Genomic DNA, 20,429 nt, shown 5'->3' with positions numbered 1-20,429 from the left:
ATGCAGCTATCTAAATTGCTTGACCGCTGGTTTCCGCATCCATTTGTTTCTTTTTTGATTATCATCTTCTGGTTAATGCTCGCGCATAGTCTTGATGCGAGCGACCTGCTTATGGCTGTAATTTTGGGGCTTGTTATTCCTCGTCTAGTTCGTCCTTTTATTACCAGAACTCCGCATATCCATTGGAAACCTGCCATAAAACTGTGTTTTGTTGTCTTGTGGGATATTATTGTTTCCAATTTTCGGGTTGCTAAACTGGTATTAGGGTCACCGAAAAAATTACATCCTAAATGGTACCGTGTTCCATTAGAAACAGAACATGAACAAGTAAACTCTTTACTGGCAATGATTATTACCACAACGCCTGGCACGGTCTCTGCCGGTATTGATCAAGAGCGTGGTGATATTTTGGTCCACTCTCTTAGCACAGAAAATACTGAAAGTGATGTGCAAGACATCAAACAACGCTATGAGGCTCCACTCATGGAAATTTTTGATGTGAAAAGCAAATCGGAGGACAACGCATGACCATCCTACCTTATGCTCTTGGCATTAGCTTGATTGCTATCACAATCTCTATGTTGCTTTGCTTATTTCGAATGGTGATGGGACCATCTATTGTTGACCGCCTACTAGCGCTTGATACCCTATTTTTAAATGCGACCTGTCTCATTATTGTGTTAGGCATTTATTGGACAACCACCTCTTTATTCGAAGGGGCGTTGTTAGTCGCTATGCTAGGGTTTGTTTCAACGGCTGCTTTAGCTCGTTATTTTACAACCGGTCATGTAATCGATTAGGGGAAGGTCAAAATGCAAATTACAATGGAAATTATTGTTTCGATCTTTCTGGTTTTCGGTGCTTTTTTTATGTTAGTCGGATCTATCGGTATGGTACGTCTACCCGATTTATTCATGCGACTACATGCACCTACCAAGTCGAGTACATTAGGCTTAGGTAGCTTTTTAATTGCTTCAATGATCTTTTTTGCTTTTCAAGGCCGATTTGGCTTTGCCGAGTTACTTATTACACTGTTGGCTTTTATTACTGCACCTGTATCAGCCAACTTAATTGCTCAAGCCGCGCTACATTTACGTTTACGCTCATTGAGTGGTGAAGTTCCTGAAGCTATTGAACGTCCTCTACCGTGGGATCGTTATAAAATTGGGCAACGTTTTTCACAAAACAAACCACCCATGGAACCTCCTCAAGAATAAAAACTTGAACACATAAAAAAGCCACCCCAAGGTGGCTTTTTTATTTTGAGTATTCATTACTCTTCGTCATCTGACTCACGTTTCGGTAAATCTTGTACCGCTTTTTCGATAAGACCAAACATATAGTTACCATATGCATTGGTTTTATCGTAATGGAAACGCAAGCGAGGCGTGATGCGCGTTTTAATACGACGACTCAACTCCTGACGTAAAAAACCAGATGCTTTATTCAAAATATCTAGTGTTTCACGGTGAGCCACTTCGTTTTGGTCATCGCTTAATTCACGACCCATCACGGTCACATAGACATCGGCATAACCTAAGTCCGGACTGACTTTAACGCCTGAGATGGTCACAAGACCACCCAGACGCGGATCTTTCAACTCCTGACGGATAAGTTCAGAAAGCTCGCGCTGTACTGAATCCGCCATTCGCTTTAAGCGCTGTCCACCCGCCATTAAAGACTCCGTTTAACCATTTGAACATCATAAACCTCAATCTTATCAAGAGGTTTGATGTCGTTATAACCTTTCACGGCAAGACCACATTCCATACCAGCACGAACTTCATCAACGACATCTTTATAACGACGTAATGATTCAAGTTCACCTTGGAAAATCACAACATCATCACGTAAGACACGGATTGGTTTGTTACGGTGAATCACGCCTTCCATAACCATACAGCCCGCAGCAGCACCAAACTTACTAGAACGGAACACTTCACGTACTTGAGCAACACCCAAGATAGTTTCACGGTGTTCAGGAGCAAGTTTACCGCTCATGGCATCTTTTACATCATCAATCAATTCATAGATGATGCTGTAGTAACGAATATCGATACCGTCTTGGTCACTCTTCTGACGAGCAGCTGTATCAGCACGAACGTTGAAGCCTAACAATACAGCTTCTGAAGACTCGGCAAGAATTACGTCAGACTCAGTGATCGCACCAACACCAGAACTAATTACGCGAACTTTTACTTCATCAGTAGAGAGTTCATGTAATGCAGCATTCAATGCTTCTAAAGTACCACGAACATCTGTTCTTAAAACAACGTTCACTGTAGGAACGTCTTTTTTGCCCATAGATGCCATGATGTTTTCAAGACGCATTGCGCTTTGACGTTCGATACGTTTTTCACGTTCACGGTCTGCACGAGCATCAGCAACTTCACGTGCCTTCTTCTCGTCATTTACGACAAGAACTTCATCACCCGCCATTGGAGCTTCTGGTAGACCCAAAATTTCCACTGGAATAGATGGTCCTGCTGACTTAATCGGCTTACCGTTTTCATCAGACATCGCACGAACACGGCCATATGATGAACCAGCAAGAACAAGGTCACCAATATTTAATGTACCGTTTTGAACAAGAATCGAAGTTACTGCACCACGGCCTTTATCAACACGTGCTTCAATAACAACACCTTGTGCAGCACCTTCAGCAGATGCTTTTAATTCCATCAATTCAGATTGAATCAGAATTAAATCAAGGAGTTCATCAATACCTTGGCCAGTATGTGCTGAAACCTTAGCAACCGGAACATCACCGCCCCATTCTTCTGGAACGATTTCTTTGGTTGTTAATTCATTTAACACACGGTCTGGATCAGCAGATTCTTTATCCATTTTGTTGATAGCAACAATAATTGGAGTTCCTGCTGCACGTGCATGGTCAATCGCTTCTGCAGTTTGCGGCATTACACCGTCATCTGCTGCAACAACCAATACCACGATATCCGTTGCTTTAGCACCACGTGCACGCATTGAGGTAAATGCTGCGTGTCCCGGTGTATCAAGGAATGTAATAATCCCTTTGTCTGTTTCAACGTGATATGCACCAATGTGCTGGGTAATGCCACCTGCTTCACCTGCCGCCACTTTAGAACGACGGATACGGTCAAGCAATGATGTTTTACCATGGTCAACGTGACCCATGATTGTAACAACTGGAGGACGGGTAGTTTGTTCACCACGTGCTTCTTCAGCTGCTTCAAGTAAGTTATCTTCTGCTTGTGTATCAGAAACTAGAACAGGGTTATGGCCCATTTCTTCTACAACAAGTGCAGCTGTATCTTGGTCAATTGTCTGGTTCTGGTTAACCAATTCACCCATTTTCATAAGTGTCTTGATAACTTCACGTACTTTAATCGCCATCTTCTGAGCAAGATCGGCAACAACAATGCTTGAACCGATTTCTACATCATAGACTTGCTTTTTAACTGGCTTTTCAAAACCATGCTTGTTCGCTTGGCTTGATTTTAAACCACGTTTGTTATGGTTAACGAAGCTTTGCTCTTCTTGACCACGACGACCGCCTTTCTTACCAGCGCGAGGGTTAGTTGTAGCACCACCACGTTTAATTTCACGGTCTTCTTGATTAAATGAATCTTCATAAGCTTGGCCAACAAGACCTGAAGCAAGAGGAGAATCATCAATCACACGAATAGTTGCAGTAGCATCATCATTTGAATATTTAGATGCCATCTTACGCATTTGTTCAAGCGTACGCTGCTGAGCTTCCTCAGCCGCTTTACGACGTGCAGCTTCTTCAGTTGCTTTCAACTGAGCTGTTTGTGCTTCACGCGCTTTCTTTTGCTCTAATGTTTCTGCTGGTTTTGGTGCAGGTTTTACTGTACCACCACCACGTTTTTTCACTACAACAGCAGCTTTAGGAGCTGACTGTGCAGCGCTATCTTGTTGATGAGCAGCACGCATTGCATCTAAAGTTGCTTTTGCTTTTTGCTCTGTTTGAAGACGCGCTTTTTGCTCTGCAGCTTCACGCGCTTGTTGTTCTGCACGCGCTTTAGCTTCTGCTTCTGCACGCGCTTTAGCTTCTGCTGCAATTTGTTCTGGGTTTGGTTTAGCAAAAACCTGTTTTTTACGTACTTCTACGTTAATAGTTTTTGCTTTACCCGAAGTACTTGCAACTTTAGCGGTACTGGTTGTTTTACGTTTCAACGCAATTTTTCCTGTGTTACCACTTTCCTGACCATGCACCTTTTTCAAATAATTGACTAAAGTGTCCTGTTGTTCAGTGGTAATAATGTCGTCTGCTGTACGTTGAGGCAAACCTGCTTCACGAGCCTGTTCTAGGAGCTTCTCAACAGGACGTCCTACGCTGAGAGCTAACTCTTTAATCGACTTGTCCGTCATATTTCATCTCCTAGTTAAACCATGATTCGCGAGCTTTCATGATCAATTGACCTGCTTTTTCATGACCAAGACCTTCAATATCAGAAATATCGTCAGTTGCTTGATCTGCCAAATCATCAACAGTAATAATACCGCGAGCGGCTAGCGAGTAAGCGATCTCAGAGGTCATGCCTTCCATATTGAGAAGGTCTGCACTCGGTTCTTGAATATTTTCTTGCTGTTTCAATGCATCAGTTAATGCAGCTTCTTTTGCACGACTTTGCAATAACTCAACTAACTCAGCGTCAAGTTCAATTTCGTCAAAAGTTTCAGCTGGCACATAAGCAATCTCTTCTAAAGAAGTGAAGCCCATCTCTACTAACGCCATTGCCAAGTCTTCTTCAATATCTAAACGTGATACGAACATGTCGAGATATTGCTGAGCTTCATTCTGCTGACGAGCACGATACTCTTCTTCAAGCATCATGTCGAGTTTGTAGCCAGTTAAATCAGAAGCTAAACGAACATTTTGACCTTGCGAACCAATCGCACGTGCCAATTGATCGTTGGTAGCAAAAATGATGTCTGCACTTTTTGCATCTTCATCAAGCACAATGCCTGATACATCAGCTGGTTCTAATGCACTTGCGATGTATTGAGCTGGATCATCAGACCAAACTACAACATCAATACGCTCACCATTTAACTCTTGCTGTACAGCCTGGATACGTGTTCCACGCATACCAATACATGCACCAACAGGGTCAATACGGTGGTCGTTCGTTTTTACTGCGATTTTTGCACGAACACCTGGTTGACGCGCCGCAGCTTTAATTTCAATAATTTCTTCAGAAATTTCAGGAATTTCTTTCTTCATCAAAGCAATAAGCATTTCAGGCTTAGCGCGTGATAATAGAAGCTGAGCACCACGGCCTTCACGGTTTACACTATATAAAATAGCATTTACACGTTGTTTTGGACGAAGAATCTCTTTAGGAATCATTTCTTCACGAGCTAAATAAGCTTCAGCATTGTCACCTAAGTCAATGATGAAACCATCTTTAGTTTGCTTTTTCACTTCACCGTAAATTAGCTCGCCAACTTTTGATTCATAAGCATCAGCAACTAATGCACGCTCTGCTTCACGAATTTTTTGTACGATAACCTGTTTCGCAATCTGCGCAGCGATACGACCGAACTCAATCGATTCTACTTCAAGCTCACGAACGTCGCCAATTGACCATTTTGCAGGATCAACATCAGAAATTGCGTCTTGGCATGCTGGCATTTCATGATCTTCATCTGCCACAACAGTCCATTGACGGAATGTACGGTAATCACCAGTTCTACGATCAATTTCTACACGAAGCTGAGCTTCTTCAGAATTGGTACCCTCGTAAAATTTTTTCTTCGTTGCAGCAACTAGAGCTTGTTCTAAAGCTTCGAAGATCGCTTCACGACTAACACCTTTTTCATTACTAACCGTTTCAACAACGGTAAGAATTTCGCGGCCCATAAGTCACCTACCGATTTCTTATATAATTTAAATAAATTTAATCTTGATAGATCAAGTTTGCTTTATCGATATTGTTGCTGTCGATATCAAGCACATGCTTTCCTTCAACTTCAACCTGAATCTCTTCATTTTCAAGGTCTACAGCAAGGAGTTTTGCTTGAAATTTACGACGATTTTCTACTGCAGCAATCAAACGCAAAGCAACCTGTTGTCCAATGTAGCCTTGCAACTGTTCGAGTTGAAAAAATGGTCGATCCCAACCTGGTGAAGAAACTTCTAATGCATATTCACCTGAAATCGGATCATGGACATCCAGCATTGCGCCGACCTGTTGTGTAACACGAACACAATCTTCTACACCAATACCGCGGCCTTGCTCTACTTCACCATCTTCATTAATCACTGGTTCAGCATTTTCATCAACCGGTCTATCGATATAAATACGCAATAATGAACGCTTACCTTGTGGAAGGAATTCAATTCCCCAAAGGTCGACACCACATGCCTCCACTGCTGGAGCAATCATGTCATACAATGCTTGGGATTTATTTGATAATTTCATTTACTCTCGTCATTCTCGTGCGATTCAATCGGTTGTTTTAACCGACACAGACTTACTATAGTGAAGCATGACTATTTGACCAATTGATGTCGACACTACACGATAGCGATACGATAACCAATAAAAAAGGGCGTTAATCGCCCCTATATAGCACAGAAAACAATAGTCCACTGTGCAAAAAGGCCCACCTTGTCTGTGAGCCTCTTTAAGAAACTTGGTAGCGGGAGCTGGATTTGAACCAACGACCTTCGGGTTATGAGCCCGACGAGCTACCAGACTGCTCCATCCCGCATCAACGTGCAAAAATTATATACAAATATCGAAAAAAGTCAATGTAAACTTATCCAATATTAGCTTGACTAAGTTGCACCTTAATCAAATTGGTAGCGGGAGCTGGATTTGAACCAACGACCTTCGGGTTATGAGCCCGACGAGCTACCAGACTGCTCCATCCCGCATCAAAAACAAAACTGCTTGCACTCAACTTTCTGGTTCAAAGTTGGTGCGGAAGGGGGGACTTGAACCCCCACGCCCGAAAGCACTACCACCTCAAGGTAGCGTGTCTACCAATTCCACCACCACCGCAGCTTGTGGGACGCATTCTAGTCCTTTCAATTCCAAAAGGAAAGTCTTATTTCCAATTATTGGCCAGTTTTTGGTGCATTTGGTGAAGTTTCAGGCGATGTAGTCTGCGCTGGCGCAGTCGTTTGTACAGTTTTCAAACTATATGCTTCAGTCGTTTGCTTTTTGGCAAAAACAGCCAGAGTCAAACTGGTCACAAAGAATAAAGCTGTCAAAATTGCAGTCACGCGAGTCAAGAAGTTACCTGAACCAGACGCACCAAATACTGTTGCTGCGCCACCTCCACCAAAAGAGGCACCTGCATCTGCGCCTTTACCATGTTGCACTAAAATTAATGCAATCATTAGTACTGCTAAAATAATATGTACAACAAGTACAAAAGAGTGCATACCCTATCCTCGTTATTTGCTTTGCGCGAAGGCTTGTACAATTTGATAAAAAGATGCTGCATTTAATGAAGCACCACCCACCAACGCACCATTGATATCTGGACATGCAGCTAACTCAACAGCATTTTCAGCTTTTACACTACCGCCATATAAAATAGCAATATTTGAGCCTGCCGGTGTAAGTTGGCATAAGCCTTCACGAATTTTAGCGTGCATCGCTTGCGCATCTTGCGGAGAAGCTGTTTTACCTGTACCAATTGCCCAAATAGGTTCATAGGCAATAACCACTTGGTTTTGCCATTGTTCAGCAGTTACTACAGGTGCAATATCACAAATTTGCTGTAGAACAACTTGCTCGGCCTGACCTTGCTCACGTTGTTCAAGGCTTTCGCCCACACAATAAATGACAGTCATACCCGCATTTAATGCATTTTGGAGTTTTGCCTTCAAAATTTCAACGTTGTCACCAAAAATATCACGACGTTCAGAGTGTCCAACCAGTACGAAATTAATTTGGCTATCTTTTAATAGTTCTGCACTGACTTCACCAGTATAAGCACCTGTACCAGCAACACGTGATACATCCTGTGCAACCGTATGTACCGTTCTTGCAGCATCCTGTAATTGCGCTTGTACCGTTGTAAGGGCAATAGAAACAGGGGCAACGCCCACATGGCAGTTTTCATCTGCAATTTGGTTTTGTTGCAATAATTGTTTAAATTCTTCTATAAGTTGGTTGGCGTTGGCACGCATTGGATTCATTTTCCAGTTACCAACTACCCAAGGCGTAATCGTCGAACCCGACATACTGCTCACCTTTCATCAAAAATGCAGCACATTCTACACGCATTTATACAAATTTCAGATACTTTTCTTTAACGCGATTACTCATATCTTTTCTAGTGTTTGAAATTAAGAAAAAACTTTACTTTATTAAAAGTCCGACATTCTAAAAATTAATAAAGAAAAACTTCGACTGGTTCAAGCTTTAATAGGCTGAGTAGGACGCGAGCAACACTTTCTAAGGTAGTAATTTTACATAACAAAAGTATAATTTTTCATATACCAATTATAAACACATTAACATAGGCAGGCAGATGTCAGCATTACATACATCTCCAAAATTTACGGGGTTTTTTCGACGTTTAGTCGAAGAAAAGCATGTGTCGGCAGCGACCATGCAAACTGCATTAGATGCAGCGAAAAGAGCTAAGCAGGACACAGTCGCATATTTAATTGAAGAGGTTCATCTCTCCCCTTCGTTATTGGCTGAAACAATTTCTGCTGAGTTTGCTGAACCATATTTCGATCTTGATGTTTATGACACTTCTCAGATTCCTAAAGATCTGGTCGATCAGAAACTGATTTTAAAACATCGAATTTTGCCACTCATTCAAAGAGGGCAAATTTTATATGTCGCGACCAGTAATCCAAGCAATATCGAAGCGATTGATGCAATCCGTTTTAATAGTAAATTGCTGGTTGAGCCCGTAATTGTGGAGCACCATAAACTCGAAAAAGTTTTAGGCCAGCATTTTGCAGAAGAAAGCAGCTTTGACTTCAATGATGAAGAGTTTGATCTCGATGTTAATCTTGATGGCCCTACCGCTCAAGAAGATGAAGAAGAAGCTCCTCAAGGCGATGAAGCCCCAATTGTTAAATATATTAATAAGTTATTAATTGATGCCATTCGTATGGGTGCTTCAGACTTACATTTTGAACCGTACGAAAAATCCTATCGGGTGCGCTATCGTGTCGATGGCGTGTTACGTCAAATTGCTAATCCCCCTCTACAGCTTGCAAACCGCTTGGCATCACGCTTAAAAGTAATGTCTCAAATGGACATTTCTGAAAAACGTGTCCCACAAGATGGTCGTATCAAGCTCAAGCTGTCAAAAAGCAAAGCGATTGATTTTCGTGTGAACTCCCTCCCGACTTTGTTTGGTGAAAAGTTAGTTCTACGTATTCTTGACCCATCAAGCGCAATGCTAGGAATTGATGCACTAGGATATGAAGAAGATCAAAAAGCTTTGTTTATGGAGGCATTAGATAAACCTCAAGGCATGCTTTTAATTACCGGACCAACAGGTTCTGGTAAAACCGTATCGTTATATACAGGTTTAAATATTTTAAATACTGAAAGCTCTAATATTTCCACTGCCGAAGACCCAGTAGAAATTAACCTTGAAGGAATTAATCAAGTTAACGTAAACCCCAAGGTAGGCCTTACTTTTGCGGCCGCACTTAAATCATTTTTACGACAAGACCCTGATATTATTATGGTGGGTGAGATTCGTGACTTGGAAACAGCAGAAATTGCGATTAAGGCGGCTCAAACTGGCCACATGGTGATGTCAACACTACATACCAATAGTGCTCCGGAAACATTGACCCGTCTACGCAATATGGGGGTTCCTTCTTTTAATATTGCAACATCAGTAAACCTAGTTATTGCACAGCGTTTAGCACGTCGTCTTTGTTCTCAATGCAAAATACCTGCTGATATTCCTAAACAAAGCTTATTAGAAATGGGCTTTACCGAACAAGATTTAGCGCACCCAGATTTTCGGGTTTTTCAGCCCGTAGGTTGCCCTGAATGTCGTGAAGGCTATAAAGGCCGTGTCGGTATTTATGAGGTAATGAAAGTTACACCTGAAATTTCCAAGATTATTATGGAAGATGGCAACGCTTTAGAAATCGCAGCTGCTTCTGAAAAATTGGGGTTTAATAATCTACGTCGTTCAGGTTTAAAAAAGGTGATGCAAGGGGTGACCTCTTTACAAGAAGTCAACCGTGTCACCAGTGAATAAGACACTATTTAAAAAATAAGGATAATCTAATGGCTGTCAAAAAGGCACAAATGATGCCGACTTTTGCTTATGAAGGGGTTGACCGTAAGGGCGTAAAAATCAAAGGAGAACTTCCGGCTAAAAACATGGCTTTAGCCAAAGTAACCTTACGCAAACAAGGGGTGACTGTTCGAACTATACGTGAAAAACGTAAAAATATTCTTGAAGGTTTATTCAAGAAAAAAGTCACCACACTCGATATTACGATTTTTACTCGACAACTGGCGACCATGATGAAAGCTGGTGTACCCCTCGTACAAGGCTTTGAAATTGTAGCTGAAGGTTTAGAAAACCCAGCCATGCGTGAGGTTGTACTCGGTATTAAAGGTGAAGTCGAAGGTGGTAGTACTTTTGCCTCAGCTTTAAGAAAATATCCTCAACATTTTGATAACTTGTTTTGTTCACTTGTTGAGTCTGGTGAACAATCAGGCGCACTCGAAACGATGCTGGACCGCGTTGCAATTTACAAAGAAAAAAGTGAATTGCTCAAGCAGAAAATCAAGAAAGCAATGAAATACCCGGCAACAGTTATTGTAGTGGCCATTGTGGTGACCATTATTTTGATGGTTAAAGTAGTTCCCGTTTTCCAAGATTTATTTGCGTCTTTTGGAGCAGATTTACCTGCATTTACGCAAATGGTTGTGAATATGTCGAAATGGATGCAGGAATACTGGTTCATTATGATTATTGCGATTGGCGCAGTCATTGCTGCCTTTCTGGAAGCAAAAAAACGCAGTAAAAAGTTTCGTGACGGCTTAGATAAACTGGCGCTTAAGTTACCTATTTTTGGGGACTTGGTTTATAAGGCAATCATTGCCCGCTATAGCCGCACGCTTGCTACAACATTTGCCGCAGGTGTTCCACTTATTGATGCATTAGAATCGACTGCTGGCGCAACCAATAACGTGATTTATGAAAAAGCTGTGATGAAAATTCGTGAAGATGTCGCAACGGGTCAACAGCTTCAGTTTGCTATGCGGGTCTCTAATCGTTTTCCATCTATGGCTATACAAATGGTAGCAATTGGTGAAGAATCGGGTGCACTAGACAGCATGCTCGATAAAGTTGCCACTTATTATGAAAATGAAGTGGATAATGCCGTTGATGGTTTAACTTCTATGATGGAACCTTTAATTATGGCAATTTTAGGGGTGCTCGTAGGCGGTCTGGTAATTGCTATGTATCTTCCAATTTTCCAAATGGGCTCAGTTGTATAATGCAAGACATCATTGCGTATTTTATTCAAAACTTAACTGCACTTTATATTGCTGTTGCACTCGTGAGCCTATGTATCGGTAGCTTTCTTAATGTAGTGATTTACCGCACGCCAAAAATGATGGAGCAAGATTGGCAGCAAGAATGCCAAATGCTGCTCAATCCTGAGCAACCCATTATTGATCATGAGAAGTTAACTTTAAGTAAGCCTGCTTCATCGTGCCCTGCATGTCAGCAACCGATCCGTTGGTATCAAAATATTCCTGTTATAAGCTGGCTTGTGTTAAGAGGAAAATGTGGTCATTGCCAGCACCCGATTAGTATTCGCTATCCAGCCATCGAACTACTCACCATGCTATGTTCATTAGTAGTCGTCATGGTATTTGGCCCAACCATACAAATGCTTTTTGGACTCGTCCTCACATGGGTACTGATAGCCCTTACTTTTATTGATTTCGATACACAATTATTGCCTGATCGCTTTACCTTACCTTTAGCTGCGCTCGGCTTAGGTATTAATACCTTTAATATTTATACCTCACCCAACTCAGCCATTTGGGGTTATCTCATTGGTTTCCTATGTCTTTGGATTGTCTATTACTTATTTAAAGTGATCACTGGCAAAGAAGGTATGGGCTACGGCGACTTTAAATTGCTTGCAGCATTAGGTGCATGGATGGGGCCATTGATGCTGCCGTTAATTGTGTTATTGTCATCGTTACTTGGCGCAATCATTGGCATCATTTTATTAAAATTAAGAAATGACAATCAGCCTTTTGCTTTTGGGCCATATATTGCCATTGCTGGTTGGGTTGCCTTTTTATGGGGTGATCAGATTATGAAAATTTATTTGGGAGGTTAAGATGGCTTTTATTCTGGGAATCACAGGCGGTATAGGCAGTGGTAAATCAGCTGCAACACAATGGTTTGAATCCCAAGGAATCCAAGTCGTCGATGCCGATATTGTTGCTCGCCAAGTAGTTGAAAAAGGGCAACCTGCCCTTCAAAAAATTCAACAAACCTTTGGAGATTGGGTGCTTCAACCCGATGGCAGTTTGGACCGCCGTGCCTTACGTGAATATATTTTTCAAAATCCACAAGCGCGTCATACACTCGAGCAAATTACCCATCCCGCAATCCGTCAATCTATTATTCAACAGCTACAAAATCCTAAAAGTCCGTATGTGATTTTAGTTTCGCCATTATTGTTTGAAACAAATCAACATGAACTGGTCAATCACACGCTACTGATTGATGCGAGTGAACAAACTCAAATTCAGCGTGCGAGCCAGCGCGATGGACAAAACCAAGAACAAATCCAGAAAATTATTGCTGCACAAATGCCACGCGAACGAAAACGTGAGCTTGCAAATGACATCGTGTTTAACGACGGATTACTCGAACATTTATATCAGCAATTAGAGCCTTTACATCAAAGCTATTTGAAGCGTGCAAACTAATTTTGTGTATTTTGCTGCTTAATCTTTTGTGTCAGGCTATCTTGTCTAAACCAGCGCCAAGGCTGTAAAGCGCCTATTCCCATACCTACTAAGCCCACTACAATTGATGGGCTTAATGACTCACCAAGTAAGGGTACAGCTAAAATAGCAGCAATAAACGGTGCCAAAGTTACAATACTTCCCGTTTTAAATGCGCCAAGACGCTGAATAGCAGCAACATAGGTTAATGTCGCAATAATAACGACAAACACGCCATGAAAAATACTTTGTACAGCTAAGTGCAAAGGATCTACATCCATAAAGTGCTTAGGTAAGAACAACAAATAAATCGGCAAATAAATAATTGCAGACCAGATTGCGACGCTTGCCATAGAATGCCAAGCAGAGAGCTTCCACTGTTTAAGTAGTACAGTAAAAATCCCCCACCAAATCGCACTGATAAACAGAAGTAAATCTCCAATTCCAAAAGCAGAGGTACTACTTTTCAACATCAATGCGCTCATGAGAGCCAAGGCAGTAATCATAATTGCCAGACTCACCCATGTATGTTTATCAAATGGCTGTCTAAATAAAATATAAGCAGCTATAGCGGTACAGATTGGAATACAGCCATTTAAAAATATTGCAGCATGTGCAGCTGGTGCATAAAGAAAAGCTGTATAAACCGTAAGGCAGTAAATGACTCCACCAATCAATGCCAAAATAACCGCATGCTTACTCCATAAAAAAGCGAGATCTTTTTTATAAATTAAGATAGGCATCAAAATTAGGAAGGCTATAGCAAAGCGTAGTGCGGCAATATCCCAAGCACTGATGTGCCATTGTGCATTTAAGCGGGCAAAAAGCGTAAACCCGCCCCAAATACACATGGTCACCAATACAAAAAAATAACCTTGCGTACGGGGAGACATATCAAGACTGCATAAAAACTAGGAAGGCAGCTAAATTATACCTCAGAACGCTGACGACAAGCTTCATAAAGTGCCATACCCGTTGCCACACTTACATTTAAGCTTTGTAAGTTACCTGACATTGGAATATAGGCTTTTTGGTCACACTGTGCTTGAGTAATTGGACGTAAACCTGTGTCTTCTGCACCCATTACAATCACAACAGCACCCGAGAAATCACACTTCTGAATAGGTAATGCATTCTCATCAAGCATCGTACCAATCACACGGACATGAGTTGTCTCTTTAAGATGCGCTAAAGTACGAGCCAAATTAGTCACTTGAATAAATTTAACTTTTTCGGCCCCGCCCGCTGCGACTTTACGAGCAGTTGGAGTTAAGCTTGCTGAGCGATCGCGAGGCACAATCACTGCCTGAACACCCATTGCAGCGGCAGTACGGATACATGCCCCTAAGTTATGTGGATCTGTCACCTGATCTAATGCCAGCAATAAGGCATCTGGAGTTTCAGCCAAGAGCTGGTCTAGATCTTTTTCATTTAAAGTCGGGTGCGGACGTACTGCTGCAACTACGCCTTGGTGAAATGGCAAGCCCGCAAGCTTTTCGAGGCTATCACGGCTTGCTTTTTGTACACTAATCCCAAAAGGCTCGGCCAATTGCAGAATCTTCTGCAAACGCTGATCGTCGCGCCCTTTCAATGTAAACAGGGTCAGCACGCGCTCCGGCTCAAGTTCTAACAATGACTCCACTGAGTGAACGCCATAATAATATTCCGGTTTTGCCATGCATGACCTCTAACAACGTTTGAGCAAAAAATAAAAATCCTGTAAAGCCAACTTCACAGGATTTCTTTGGGCATAGTGTACCCGATTTAAACAGTAATTTCTTAGCCTTCTAAGTGGCAAACATAATCAAGCACTTCATCAGTCTCGATTTTGAAAACACTATTGCCTGGTACATAAAAAGATTGACCAGCGCGGAACAATTCACTTTCATTGCTGTCTGCAATTTTAACGCGACATTCACCTGAAATAATTTCCATACGCTCAGGAACATGGGTTTCAAATGTTAAAGGCTGTTCAGTCGGCAAAATAACACCTAATGTTTTTTTCGTTCCATCTTCAAATTGCACGGTATGGCTGATACATGCTCCACCAAAATAAACATTTGATTTTTTGATGACCGTTACATGATCAAATTGGGTTGAACTCATGCACACTCTCCAGATAATGCCGCATTTATATAAATTATGATGAATGTAGTTTAATTGTGCCTAAATAACTAATCAATCAGTTTTCATACGGATAGACTTGTAATTTCCACTGCTGTAACTGAATTTTTTTAGCAAAAGCGTGGGGTAAATTCACTTCAATATTTCGACTCTTCGACACAATTGCATCATATCTGCAAACTTCATCGTGATTTTCATCGAATAAAATCCAGTAAACTTTTTCTGCCGTTGGATGATTAACCGCAGTTGTAACGACTGGTGAACCATTATCCATCCCTACATGAAAATTGTCTTGGTCATTTTGCATTGAAGTTAGATCATAAACCGGAAAATCGGCACTATTTTCATCAAATTGCTGGCTATCATGTACAAGCACACTTTGTTTTAAAGTCGGCCAAATACAATAACGCAGGTAATGTTGATCTATGACTCGATTGTCCGGATACCTTCCAGTGGCAACATAATCCCTGATATGTGCTTCAATATTATGAAAAATACCTGTGCAACCGCCCCACATACCTGCCAAAATTAATTCAGTATGAGAATAGCTATCTCTCATTAAATGGAACCATTGATCACTCTTAAGCCAAGCATCAACAGCGGCTTTCTCACGATAAGACACAATAGAGTCGGCATCACGTACTAAAAACCGTTTAACTACCGGATCATCCATAACTAAAAAGCGCCAAAATAAACCTGATAACTGTTTTTGAGTGGGACTAACATGTACAACTTGTGCGCCATTTGCTTGTAACCTCTGTTGTACAAGTTCGGGAACGCTCTCATCCACATAGAATCGACACGTCCATTCAGGATAGATTTCTTGAGCTAACTTAGTATTTAAAATGGAAGTTTCACAGTACCGCGGATTTGCTCCAAATAGAGAAAAAGCAATAATATTTTCTTGTGGATTTGGGCTAAAGGGCACGGGTTTATGAGTGGGTATATTTAAAGTAGGCTCATTCTTTGTGAGTTCTTTTTTGGTTGAAATGGCTAAACGCCCAAATTTAATCTTCTCTTCTTTTTTATTTAAATGATGACAAACTTCGGTCAATCCATCGTATAGATTTGTATTAACGTTAGAACCACTTGCTTTAATGGCTTGCATATAATGTTGATATGCATCGTCATAACGGCGTAACCGTAGCTCAGTATAAGCTAAATCAGACAATGCTCCAGGATGCCCGGGAACCAGACTTACTGCTTTTTTTACATGTTGATATGCTTTGACGTAATCACCTTGTGCAGCAGCCTGTTTAAATGCATTAAAATGCTGATTTAAAATTTTATTCATTTCAGCAGGATTAATTTTTTTATGGCGGTTGATCATCCCTATTGGTGCTTTCGGTAAGCTTAATGTTTTTTTCATTGTAAAGATCCGCAATCTTGCTGTTCTATAATTTCAGTTAGAATAATAGATCACTTGTAGCAAATTCAAAACTTCTCTATCTTTAACCCATAATTTGGCGCGTTGGATGCGTTTATGCTCACACATTTAACTTTAATTAATTTTGCATTAGCTGATCATTTAGCTATTGATATAGAACAAGGATTTAATGTTCTAACAGGTGAGACAGGTGCAGGAAAATCATTATTACTGGATGCACTATCTGCCTGCTTAGGGGAACGTACAGATACAAATTATGTCCGCTATGGTTCGGACAAAGCGGATGTAACCGCAGTTTTTACTTATCAGGATAATAGCCCTGAAGCAAAATGGTTAAAAGAACATGAACTAGATGATGATTCAGGGGAAATTCATTTACGTCGGGTTATTTTTGCAACTGGCCGTAGCAAAGCATGGGTAAATGGCCGTCCAAGTAGTCTCTCTGAGCTTAAAGAATTAGGCCGCTTATTGGTTCAGCTGTATAGCCAGCACAGCCAACAACAACTACTTGAACCGCCTTATCCAAAGCATTGGCTAGACCGTTATAGTAATTTTTACGCCGAAGCAAATGATGTTCGTGAAGCATATAGTACATGGCAGCGTAATATCCGCCAGCATCAGGCTGCGCTCGACGCTCAAGCGACCCGTCTACAACGTATTGCGACCTTAGAGTTACAAATTGAAGAGCTTGAGGAAGTCATTCAAACCGATTACAAAGAAATCGAGCAAGAGTTCGATCGCCTTAGTCATCATGAACATATCATGCAAGACTGTAGCTATAGTCTAAATGCGCTTGATGAAGCTGAACAAAACATTACTCAAGAAATGTCGTCGATCATTCGCCGCCTAGAGTCTCATGCGGGGCGTAGTGAGCAGCTTTCCGAAATTTATAATTCGTTATTAAATGCGCAAAGTGAAATTGATGATGCCACATCAAATTTACGTCAATTTATTGACCGTCAGAGTTTCGATCCTGAACGGATGGAAGAACTGAACTCCAAGCTAGAGATTTTCCATCGACTTGCTCGTAAATACCGTACTCAACCAGAAACACTTAAAGAAGAGTACGAAACTTGGCAAAGTGAGCTTGAGCAATTACATCAGTTAGAAGACCCTGAAACTCTGGCTGAACAAGTAGAAAAGTCACATCAAGAATTTTTAGAAAAAGCCCAGTATTTAGACAATATTCGTCGTGAAGCTGCTGCCCCACTTGCAAAGCAATTAACTGAACAGGTTAAACCTTTAGCGCTGCCTGAGGCACATTTTGAGTTTAAGTTTGAACCATTAGAACAACCAAATGCAGAAGGTTTAAGTTTTATTCAACTTTTATTTACTGCCAATAAAGGCATACCTCCTCAACCATTGGCACGTGTAGCATCTGGTGGTGAGCTTTCTCGTATTGCACTCGTTATGCAAGTCATGAATGCTGAAAAGACCGAAGCAGAAGTTTTGGTATTTGACGAGATTGATGTCGGAATTAGTGGTGGTACAGCTGAAGTGGTTGGACGTTTATTGGCCGACTTGGCTCAGCATGTCCAACTTTTATGTATTACCCACCAAGCACAGGTGGCTGCACAATCCGATCAACATTTGTTAGTCAAAAAACAACAAACTGATCCGGCAAGTAGTACTATTGTACAACTTGATGAAAATCAAATTATTTCCGAGTTAGCGCGCATGTCCGGAGGTGTTGAAATTAATGAAACAACCTTGCAGCATGCTAAACAATTACGTCAACTTAAATTTCAGGCTTCTTCAACTTAATAAAGAAAATGAGAGAAAAAGATTGGCGAAATCCGATTAACTCTTGTATGTTGATAAAAAGAACCTATATAGATAAAAAGGGTCGAGAGACCCTATAGCGACATTTTTTGAGGGAGAACCGCTTAGGTGACCAAACAATATATGACTCACCGTTGTCTGATTGCCCCGCCAGAAATGGCAGATGACTTTTTTGCAAATACAGTAATTTATCTTGCCCGTCATGACGAAGAAGGTGCCCAAGGTATTATTATCAATCGCCCTGCTGGTATCCAAATTAAAGAGCTACTCAATGATTTAGACATTGATGCAGACAATGTAAATCCGCATGAGGTTTTACAAGGTGGTCCTTTACGCCCTGAGGCAGGCTTTGTTCTTCATACAGGCCAACCAACATGGCACTCTTCTATTGCTGTGGGTGAGAATGTCTGTATCACCACCAGTAAAGATATTCTCGATGCGATTGCGCATAACGAAGGTGTTGGCCGCTACCAAATCGCCCTTGGTTATGCGAGCTGGGGTAAAAACCAGCTAGAAGATGAAATCGCTCGTGGTGACTGGCTTATCTGTGATGCCGATATGGATCTGATTTTTAACTTACCGTACGATGATCGTTGGGATGCAGCCTATAAAAAAATTGGTGTAGATCGTACATGGCTGGCTTCTGAAATCGGGCACGCCTAATGACCGCAACGCAATCAAAATCAATTATGGCTTTTGACTTTGGCACTCAAAAGATGGGAATGGCGATTGGTCAGTCTGCAATTGAAAGTGCTAACCCATTACCACTTTTTGTGATGAAAGATGGTATTCCCAACTGGGACCAACTTTTAAAAATTGTGAAAGAGTGGCAGCCTGATTTGTTTATTGTTGGTCTTCCATTGAATATGGATGATAGCGAGTCAGAACTTTCAACACGGGCACGTAAGTTTGCACGTCGCCTACGCCATCAAACCAATATTGAAACGTGGATGGTCGATGAACGACTCACCACTCGTGAGGCAAGAGAAGAACTTGGTTTTTATCAAGAACAAGGTCGTGCCAAGAAGTTGTCAGCCGATAGTTTTGCCGCAGCTTTGCTAATTCAGAGCTGGTATCGCAATCCTGTTGGTTTAACGCCATAAAATAAAAAAGCATGTTTCAAACATGCTTTTTTATTGAGTTTAAAAACTTAAGCTTTTTATTTTTCAATAATATGTACTGTAGCAGTACGGCCAGACACAAAAGCCAACTCATTTTTTGGTGCTTCGTCTAATACAATTTTTACAGGTACACGCTGCGCTAAACGAACCCAGCTAAATGTCGGGTTTACATTTGCAAGCAGTTTCGAACTACTTGAACGCTCACGGTCTTCAATACCCGATGCAATACCCTGCACATGGCCTTTAATTTTCTGTCTATCACCCATTAATTGCACAGTTGCTTCATCGCCAATATGAATACGGTCTAATTTTGTTTCTTCAAAATATCCCACAACATAAAGCTGCTTACGATCTAGCAATGCTGCAACCGCTTGTCCAACTTGAACATAATTACCCGGACGCAAATCAAAGTTAGATAATGTTCCATCTGCCGGTGCAACAACAGCCGCACGGTGCATATTGAGTTCTGCTAAATGTAAATTACTTGTTGCTGCTTCAACCAATGCCTGTTGCTGTTTAATAGTGGCTTCAGCTTGTTGAATAGCAGCTTGGAGTTGCTCATGTTCCGCGTGTGATTGATCGCGAGTTGCAAAGACCTGATCTTGTTCTTGCTTAGAAATCGCACCATCCATTAAGTTTGAATAACGGTTTGCGTTTTTCTCGGCTAACTTAATGTTAGTACTCGACTTAATCAAGTTTGCTTTGGCTTGGGCTAGACCTGCTTGTGCTTGAGCATAGGCCGCTTTTGCTTTTGCCAAATCAGATTTTGCTTGTTCTACATCTAAAGCTCGGCGAGAGACATCAATTTTAAAAAGCACCTGACCTTTTTTTACAGTCTGGTTATCTTGAACCAATACTTCCGTTACAAGGCCTGCTACATCTGAAGAGACCTGAATAACGTCACCACGAACTCGACCATCACGTGTCCACGGTGCTGCATTATAGTAGTTCCATAAATGCACAATGGTATAGACAGCAATCATTAATGCGACAATCAAAATCACTGGACGGATGACTTTTTTCAACTCCAATTGATTCATTTTACTCACCTAACTCAATCTTTAATCTGGC

Annotated in this window: 21 protein-coding genes and 3 tRNA genes; 10 read left to right on the top strand and 14 right to left on the bottom strand. The window is 41.3% G+C overall.

Annotated features, from left to right (window positions below):
• The 3 genes from MKL36_RS01415 to MKL36_RS01405 are packed head-to-tail and all read left to right on the top strand — an operon-like array spanning nt 1 to nt 1,217.
• Nucleotides 1-528 (top strand): Na+/H+ antiporter subunit E, encoded by a 528-nt coding sequence (locus MKL36_RS01415; protein WP_001177205.1) that lies wholly within the window; start codon nt 1-3, stop codon nt 526-528.
• Nucleotides 525-800 carry a monovalent cation/H+ antiporter subunit F gene (locus MKL36_RS01410; RefSeq protein WP_000154076.1) on the top strand — a complete coding sequence of 92 codons (276 nt, stop codon included), beginning with the start codon at nt 525-527 and terminating at the stop codon, nt 798-800. Before MKL36_RS01415 ends, MKL36_RS01410 begins: the two co-directional genes overlap by 4 nt.
• 12 nt (nt 801-812) lie before the next feature.
• Complete coding sequence (locus MKL36_RS01405; RefSeq protein ID WP_001167533.1) at nt 813-1,217, top strand: Na+/H+ antiporter subunit G; 405 nt, start codon at nt 813-815, stop codon at nt 1,215-1,217.
• A gap of 56 nt (nt 1,218-1,273) precedes the next feature.
• Here the strand turns inward: MKL36_RS01405 and MKL36_RS01400 are convergent, their stop codons facing one another.
• From MKL36_RS01400 to tpiA, 9 genes are all read right to left on the bottom strand, one after another.
• Nucleotides 1,274-1,675, bottom strand: coding sequence for a ribosome-binding factor A (locus MKL36_RS01400; protein ID WP_000897046.1), 402 nt, complete (start codon nt 1,673-1,675; stop codon nt 1,274-1,276).
• Nucleotides 1,675-4,374: a translation initiation factor IF-2 gene (gene infB, locus MKL36_RS01395; protein ID WP_000130326.1), complete on the bottom strand. Its 2,700-nt coding sequence runs from the start codon at nt 4,372-4,374 to the stop codon at nt 1,675-1,677. The genes MKL36_RS01400 and infB overlap by 1 nt, the downstream gene beginning before the upstream one ends.
• Nucleotides 4,375-4,384: 10 nt before the next feature.
• Complete coding sequence (nusA, locus tag MKL36_RS01390) at nt 4,385-5,869, bottom strand: transcription termination factor NusA (RefSeq protein WP_000532248.1); 1,485 nt, start codon at nt 5,867-5,869, stop codon at nt 4,385-4,387.
• 37 nt (nt 5,870-5,906) lie between these two features.
• The gene (gene rimP, locus MKL36_RS01385) at nt 5,907-6,431 is read right to left on the bottom strand and encodes a ribosome maturation factor RimP (protein WP_000777730.1); all 525 of its coding nucleotides are present in this window, start codon (nt 6,429-6,431) and stop codon (nt 5,907-5,909) included.
• 215 nt (nt 6,432-6,646) lie between these two features.
• Nucleotides 6,647-6,723: transfer RNA gene (locus MKL36_RS01380), tRNA-Met, on the bottom strand.
• Nucleotides 6,724-6,812: 89 nt separating this feature from the next.
• A tRNA-Met gene (locus MKL36_RS01375) sits at nt 6,813-6,889 on the bottom strand.
• Between the two features lie 42 nt (nt 6,890-6,931).
• Nucleotides 6,932-7,016: transfer RNA gene (locus MKL36_RS01370), tRNA-Leu, on the bottom strand.
• Nucleotides 7,017-7,072: 56 nt separating this feature from the next.
• Complete coding sequence (secG, locus tag MKL36_RS01365; protein ID WP_000555570.1) at nt 7,073-7,402, bottom strand: preprotein translocase subunit SecG; 330 nt, start codon at nt 7,400-7,402, stop codon at nt 7,073-7,075.
• A gap of 12 nt (nt 7,403-7,414) precedes the next feature.
• The gene (tpiA, locus tag MKL36_RS01360) at nt 7,415-8,209 is read right to left on the bottom strand and encodes a triose-phosphate isomerase (protein WP_000016932.1); all 795 of its coding nucleotides are present in this window, start codon (nt 8,207-8,209) and stop codon (nt 7,415-7,417) included.
• A 290-nt stretch (nt 8,210-8,499) separates the two neighbouring features.
• On the opposite strand from tpiA, the gene pilB reads away from it, so the two are divergent.
• From pilB to coaE, 4 genes are read left to right on the top strand one after another with little or no spacing between them, the layout of a single operon-like run.
• Entirely contained in the window at nt 8,500-10,212 is a 1,713-nt protein-coding gene (gene pilB / locus MKL36_RS01355) for a type IV-A pilus assembly ATPase PilB (protein ID WP_001274987.1), read from the top strand.
• Between the two features lie 29 nt (nt 10,213-10,241).
• Nucleotides 10,242-11,468: a type II secretion system F family protein gene (locus MKL36_RS01350; protein ID WP_000279218.1), complete on the top strand. Its 1,227-nt coding sequence runs from the start codon at nt 10,242-10,244 to the stop codon at nt 11,466-11,468.
• Nucleotides 11,468-12,328, top strand: a complete 861-nt coding sequence (locus tag MKL36_RS01345; RefSeq protein WP_001152278.1) for a prepilin peptidase — start codon at nt 11,468-11,470, stop codon at nt 12,326-12,328. The genes MKL36_RS01350 and MKL36_RS01345 overlap by 1 nt, the downstream gene beginning before the upstream one ends.
• Nucleotide 12,329: 1 nt before the next feature.
• Nucleotides 12,330-12,926 carry a dephospho-CoA kinase gene (gene coaE, locus MKL36_RS01340; RefSeq protein WP_021511383.1) on the top strand — a complete coding sequence of 199 codons (597 nt, stop codon included), beginning with the start codon at nt 12,330-12,332 and terminating at the stop codon, nt 12,924-12,926.
• Here coaE and MKL36_RS01335 read toward each other — a convergent pair.
• The 4 genes from MKL36_RS01335 to MKL36_RS01320 all read right to left on the bottom strand — a co-directional run bounded on the left by MKL36_RS01335 (nt 12,923) and on the right by MKL36_RS01320 (nt 16,437).
• Nucleotides 12,923-13,837: a DMT family transporter gene (locus tag MKL36_RS01335; protein WP_000075011.1), complete on the bottom strand. Its 915-nt coding sequence runs from the start codon at nt 13,835-13,837 to the stop codon at nt 12,923-12,925. The two genes, coaE and MKL36_RS01335, sit on opposite strands and share 4 nt — an antisense overlap.
• A 35-nt stretch (nt 13,838-13,872) precedes the next feature.
• Complete coding sequence (gene rlmB, locus MKL36_RS01330; protein WP_001118149.1) at nt 13,873-14,622, bottom strand: 23S rRNA (guanosine(2251)-2'-O)-methyltransferase RlmB; 750 nt, start codon at nt 14,620-14,622, stop codon at nt 13,873-13,875.
• A 101-nt stretch (nt 14,623-14,723) separates the two neighbouring features.
• Nucleotides 14,724-15,050 carry a pyrimidine/purine nucleoside phosphorylase gene (ppnP, locus tag MKL36_RS01325; protein ID WP_000099685.1) on the bottom strand — a complete coding sequence of 109 codons (327 nt, stop codon included), beginning with the start codon at nt 15,048-15,050 and terminating at the stop codon, nt 14,724-14,726.
• Nucleotides 15,051-15,126: 76 nt separating this feature from the next.
• Nucleotides 15,127-16,437, bottom strand: a complete 1,311-nt coding sequence (locus tag MKL36_RS01320; RefSeq protein WP_000753285.1) for a tetratricopeptide repeat protein — start codon at nt 16,435-16,437, stop codon at nt 15,127-15,129.
• Nucleotides 16,438-16,551: 114 nt separating this feature from the next.
• Between MKL36_RS01320 and recN the strand changes: the two genes are divergently transcribed.
• The 3 genes from recN to ruvX all read left to right on the top strand — a co-directional run bounded on the left by recN (nt 16,552) and on the right by ruvX (nt 19,340).
• Nucleotides 16,552-18,219, top strand: a complete 1,668-nt coding sequence (recN, locus tag MKL36_RS01315; protein ID WP_000955427.1) for a DNA repair protein RecN — start codon at nt 16,552-16,554, stop codon at nt 18,217-18,219.
• 126 nt (nt 18,220-18,345) lie between these two features.
• Nucleotides 18,346-18,900 carry a YqgE/AlgH family protein gene (locus MKL36_RS01310; protein ID WP_001979301.1) on the top strand — a complete coding sequence of 185 codons (555 nt, stop codon included), beginning with the start codon at nt 18,346-18,348 and terminating at the stop codon, nt 18,898-18,900.
• Nucleotides 18,900-19,340: a Holliday junction resolvase RuvX gene (ruvX, locus tag MKL36_RS01305; protein ID WP_000127528.1), complete on the top strand. Its 441-nt coding sequence runs from the start codon at nt 18,900-18,902 to the stop codon at nt 19,338-19,340. The genes MKL36_RS01310 and ruvX overlap by 1 nt, the downstream gene beginning before the upstream one ends.
• Before the next feature lie 56 nt (nt 19,341-19,396).
• On the opposite strand, the gene MKL36_RS01300 is transcribed toward ruvX, so the two are convergent.
• The gene (locus MKL36_RS01300) at nt 19,397-20,398 is read right to left on the bottom strand and encodes an HlyD family secretion protein (RefSeq protein ID WP_001072475.1); all 1,002 of its coding nucleotides are present in this window, start codon (nt 20,396-20,398) and stop codon (nt 19,397-19,399) included.
• Between the last annotated feature and the right edge of the window lie 31 nt (nt 20,399-20,429).

The sequence above is a fragment of the Acinetobacter sp. AOR12_HL genome, assembly GCF_027855275.1.
Lineage (GTDB): Bacteria > Pseudomonadota > Gammaproteobacteria > Pseudomonadales > Moraxellaceae > Acinetobacter > Acinetobacter baumannii.
The sequence above is the reverse complement of the archived record's forward strand: the minus strand, read 5'-3'. Positions and strand labels throughout refer to the sequence as shown.

Coding starts and splice junctions, on each gene's coding strand:
- MKL36_RS01415 (WP_001177205.1), top strand. CDS start 1: ATGCAGCTATCTAAATTGCTTGACCGCTGGTTTCCGCATCCATTTGTT.
- MKL36_RS01410 (WP_000154076.1), top strand. CDS start 525: ATGACCATCCTACCTTATGCTCTTGGCATTAGCTTGATTGCTATCACA.
- MKL36_RS01405 (WP_001167533.1), top strand. CDS start 813: ATGCAAATTACAATGGAAATTATTGTTTCGATCTTTCTGGTTTTCGGT.
- MKL36_RS01400 (WP_000897046.1), bottom strand. CDS start 1,675: ATGGCGGGTGGACAGCGCTTAAAGCGAATGGCGGATTCAGTACAGCGC.
- infB (WP_000130326.1), bottom strand. CDS start 4,374: ATGACGGACAAGTCGATTAAAGAGTTAGCTCTCAGCGTAGGACGTCCT.
- nusA (WP_000532248.1), bottom strand. CDS start 5,869: ATGGGCCGCGAAATTCTTACCGTTGTTGAAACGGTTAGTAATGAAAAA.
- rimP (WP_000777730.1), bottom strand. CDS start 6,431: ATGAAATTATCAAATAAATCCCAAGCATTGTATGACATGATTGCTCCA.
- secG (WP_000555570.1), bottom strand. CDS start 7,402: ATGCACTCTTTTGTACTTGTTGTACATATTATTTTAGCAGTACTAATG.
- tpiA (WP_000016932.1), bottom strand. CDS start 8,209: ATGTCGGGTTCGACGATTACGCCTTGGGTAGTTGGTAACTGGAAAATG.
- pilB (WP_001274987.1), top strand. CDS start 8,500: ATGTCAGCATTACATACATCTCCAAAATTTACGGGGTTTTTTCGACGT.
- MKL36_RS01350 (WP_000279218.1), top strand. CDS start 10,242: ATGGCTGTCAAAAAGGCACAAATGATGCCGACTTTTGCTTATGAAGGG.
- MKL36_RS01345 (WP_001152278.1), top strand. CDS start 11,468: ATGCAAGACATCATTGCGTATTTTATTCAAAACTTAACTGCACTTTAT.
- coaE (WP_021511383.1), top strand. CDS start 12,330: ATGGCTTTTATTCTGGGAATCACAGGCGGTATAGGCAGTGGTAAATCA.
- MKL36_RS01335 (WP_000075011.1), bottom strand. CDS start 13,837: ATGTCTCCCCGTACGCAAGGTTATTTTTTTGTATTGGTGACCATGTGT.
- rlmB (WP_001118149.1), bottom strand. CDS start 14,622: ATGGCAAAACCGGAATATTATTATGGCGTTCACTCAGTGGAGTCATTG.
- ppnP (WP_000099685.1), bottom strand. CDS start 15,050: ATGAGTTCAACCCAATTTGATCATGTAACGGTCATCAAAAAATCAAAT.
- MKL36_RS01320 (WP_000753285.1), bottom strand. CDS start 16,437: ATGAAAAAAACATTAAGCTTACCGAAAGCACCAATAGGGATGATCAAC.
- recN (WP_000955427.1), top strand. CDS start 16,552: ATGCTCACACATTTAACTTTAATTAATTTTGCATTAGCTGATCATTTA.
- ruvX (WP_000127528.1), top strand. CDS start 18,900: ATGACCGCAACGCAATCAAAATCAATTATGGCTTTTGACTTTGGCACT.
- MKL36_RS01300 (WP_001072475.1), bottom strand. CDS start 20,398: ATGAATCAATTGGAGTTGAAAAAAGTCATCCGTCCAGTGATTTTGATT.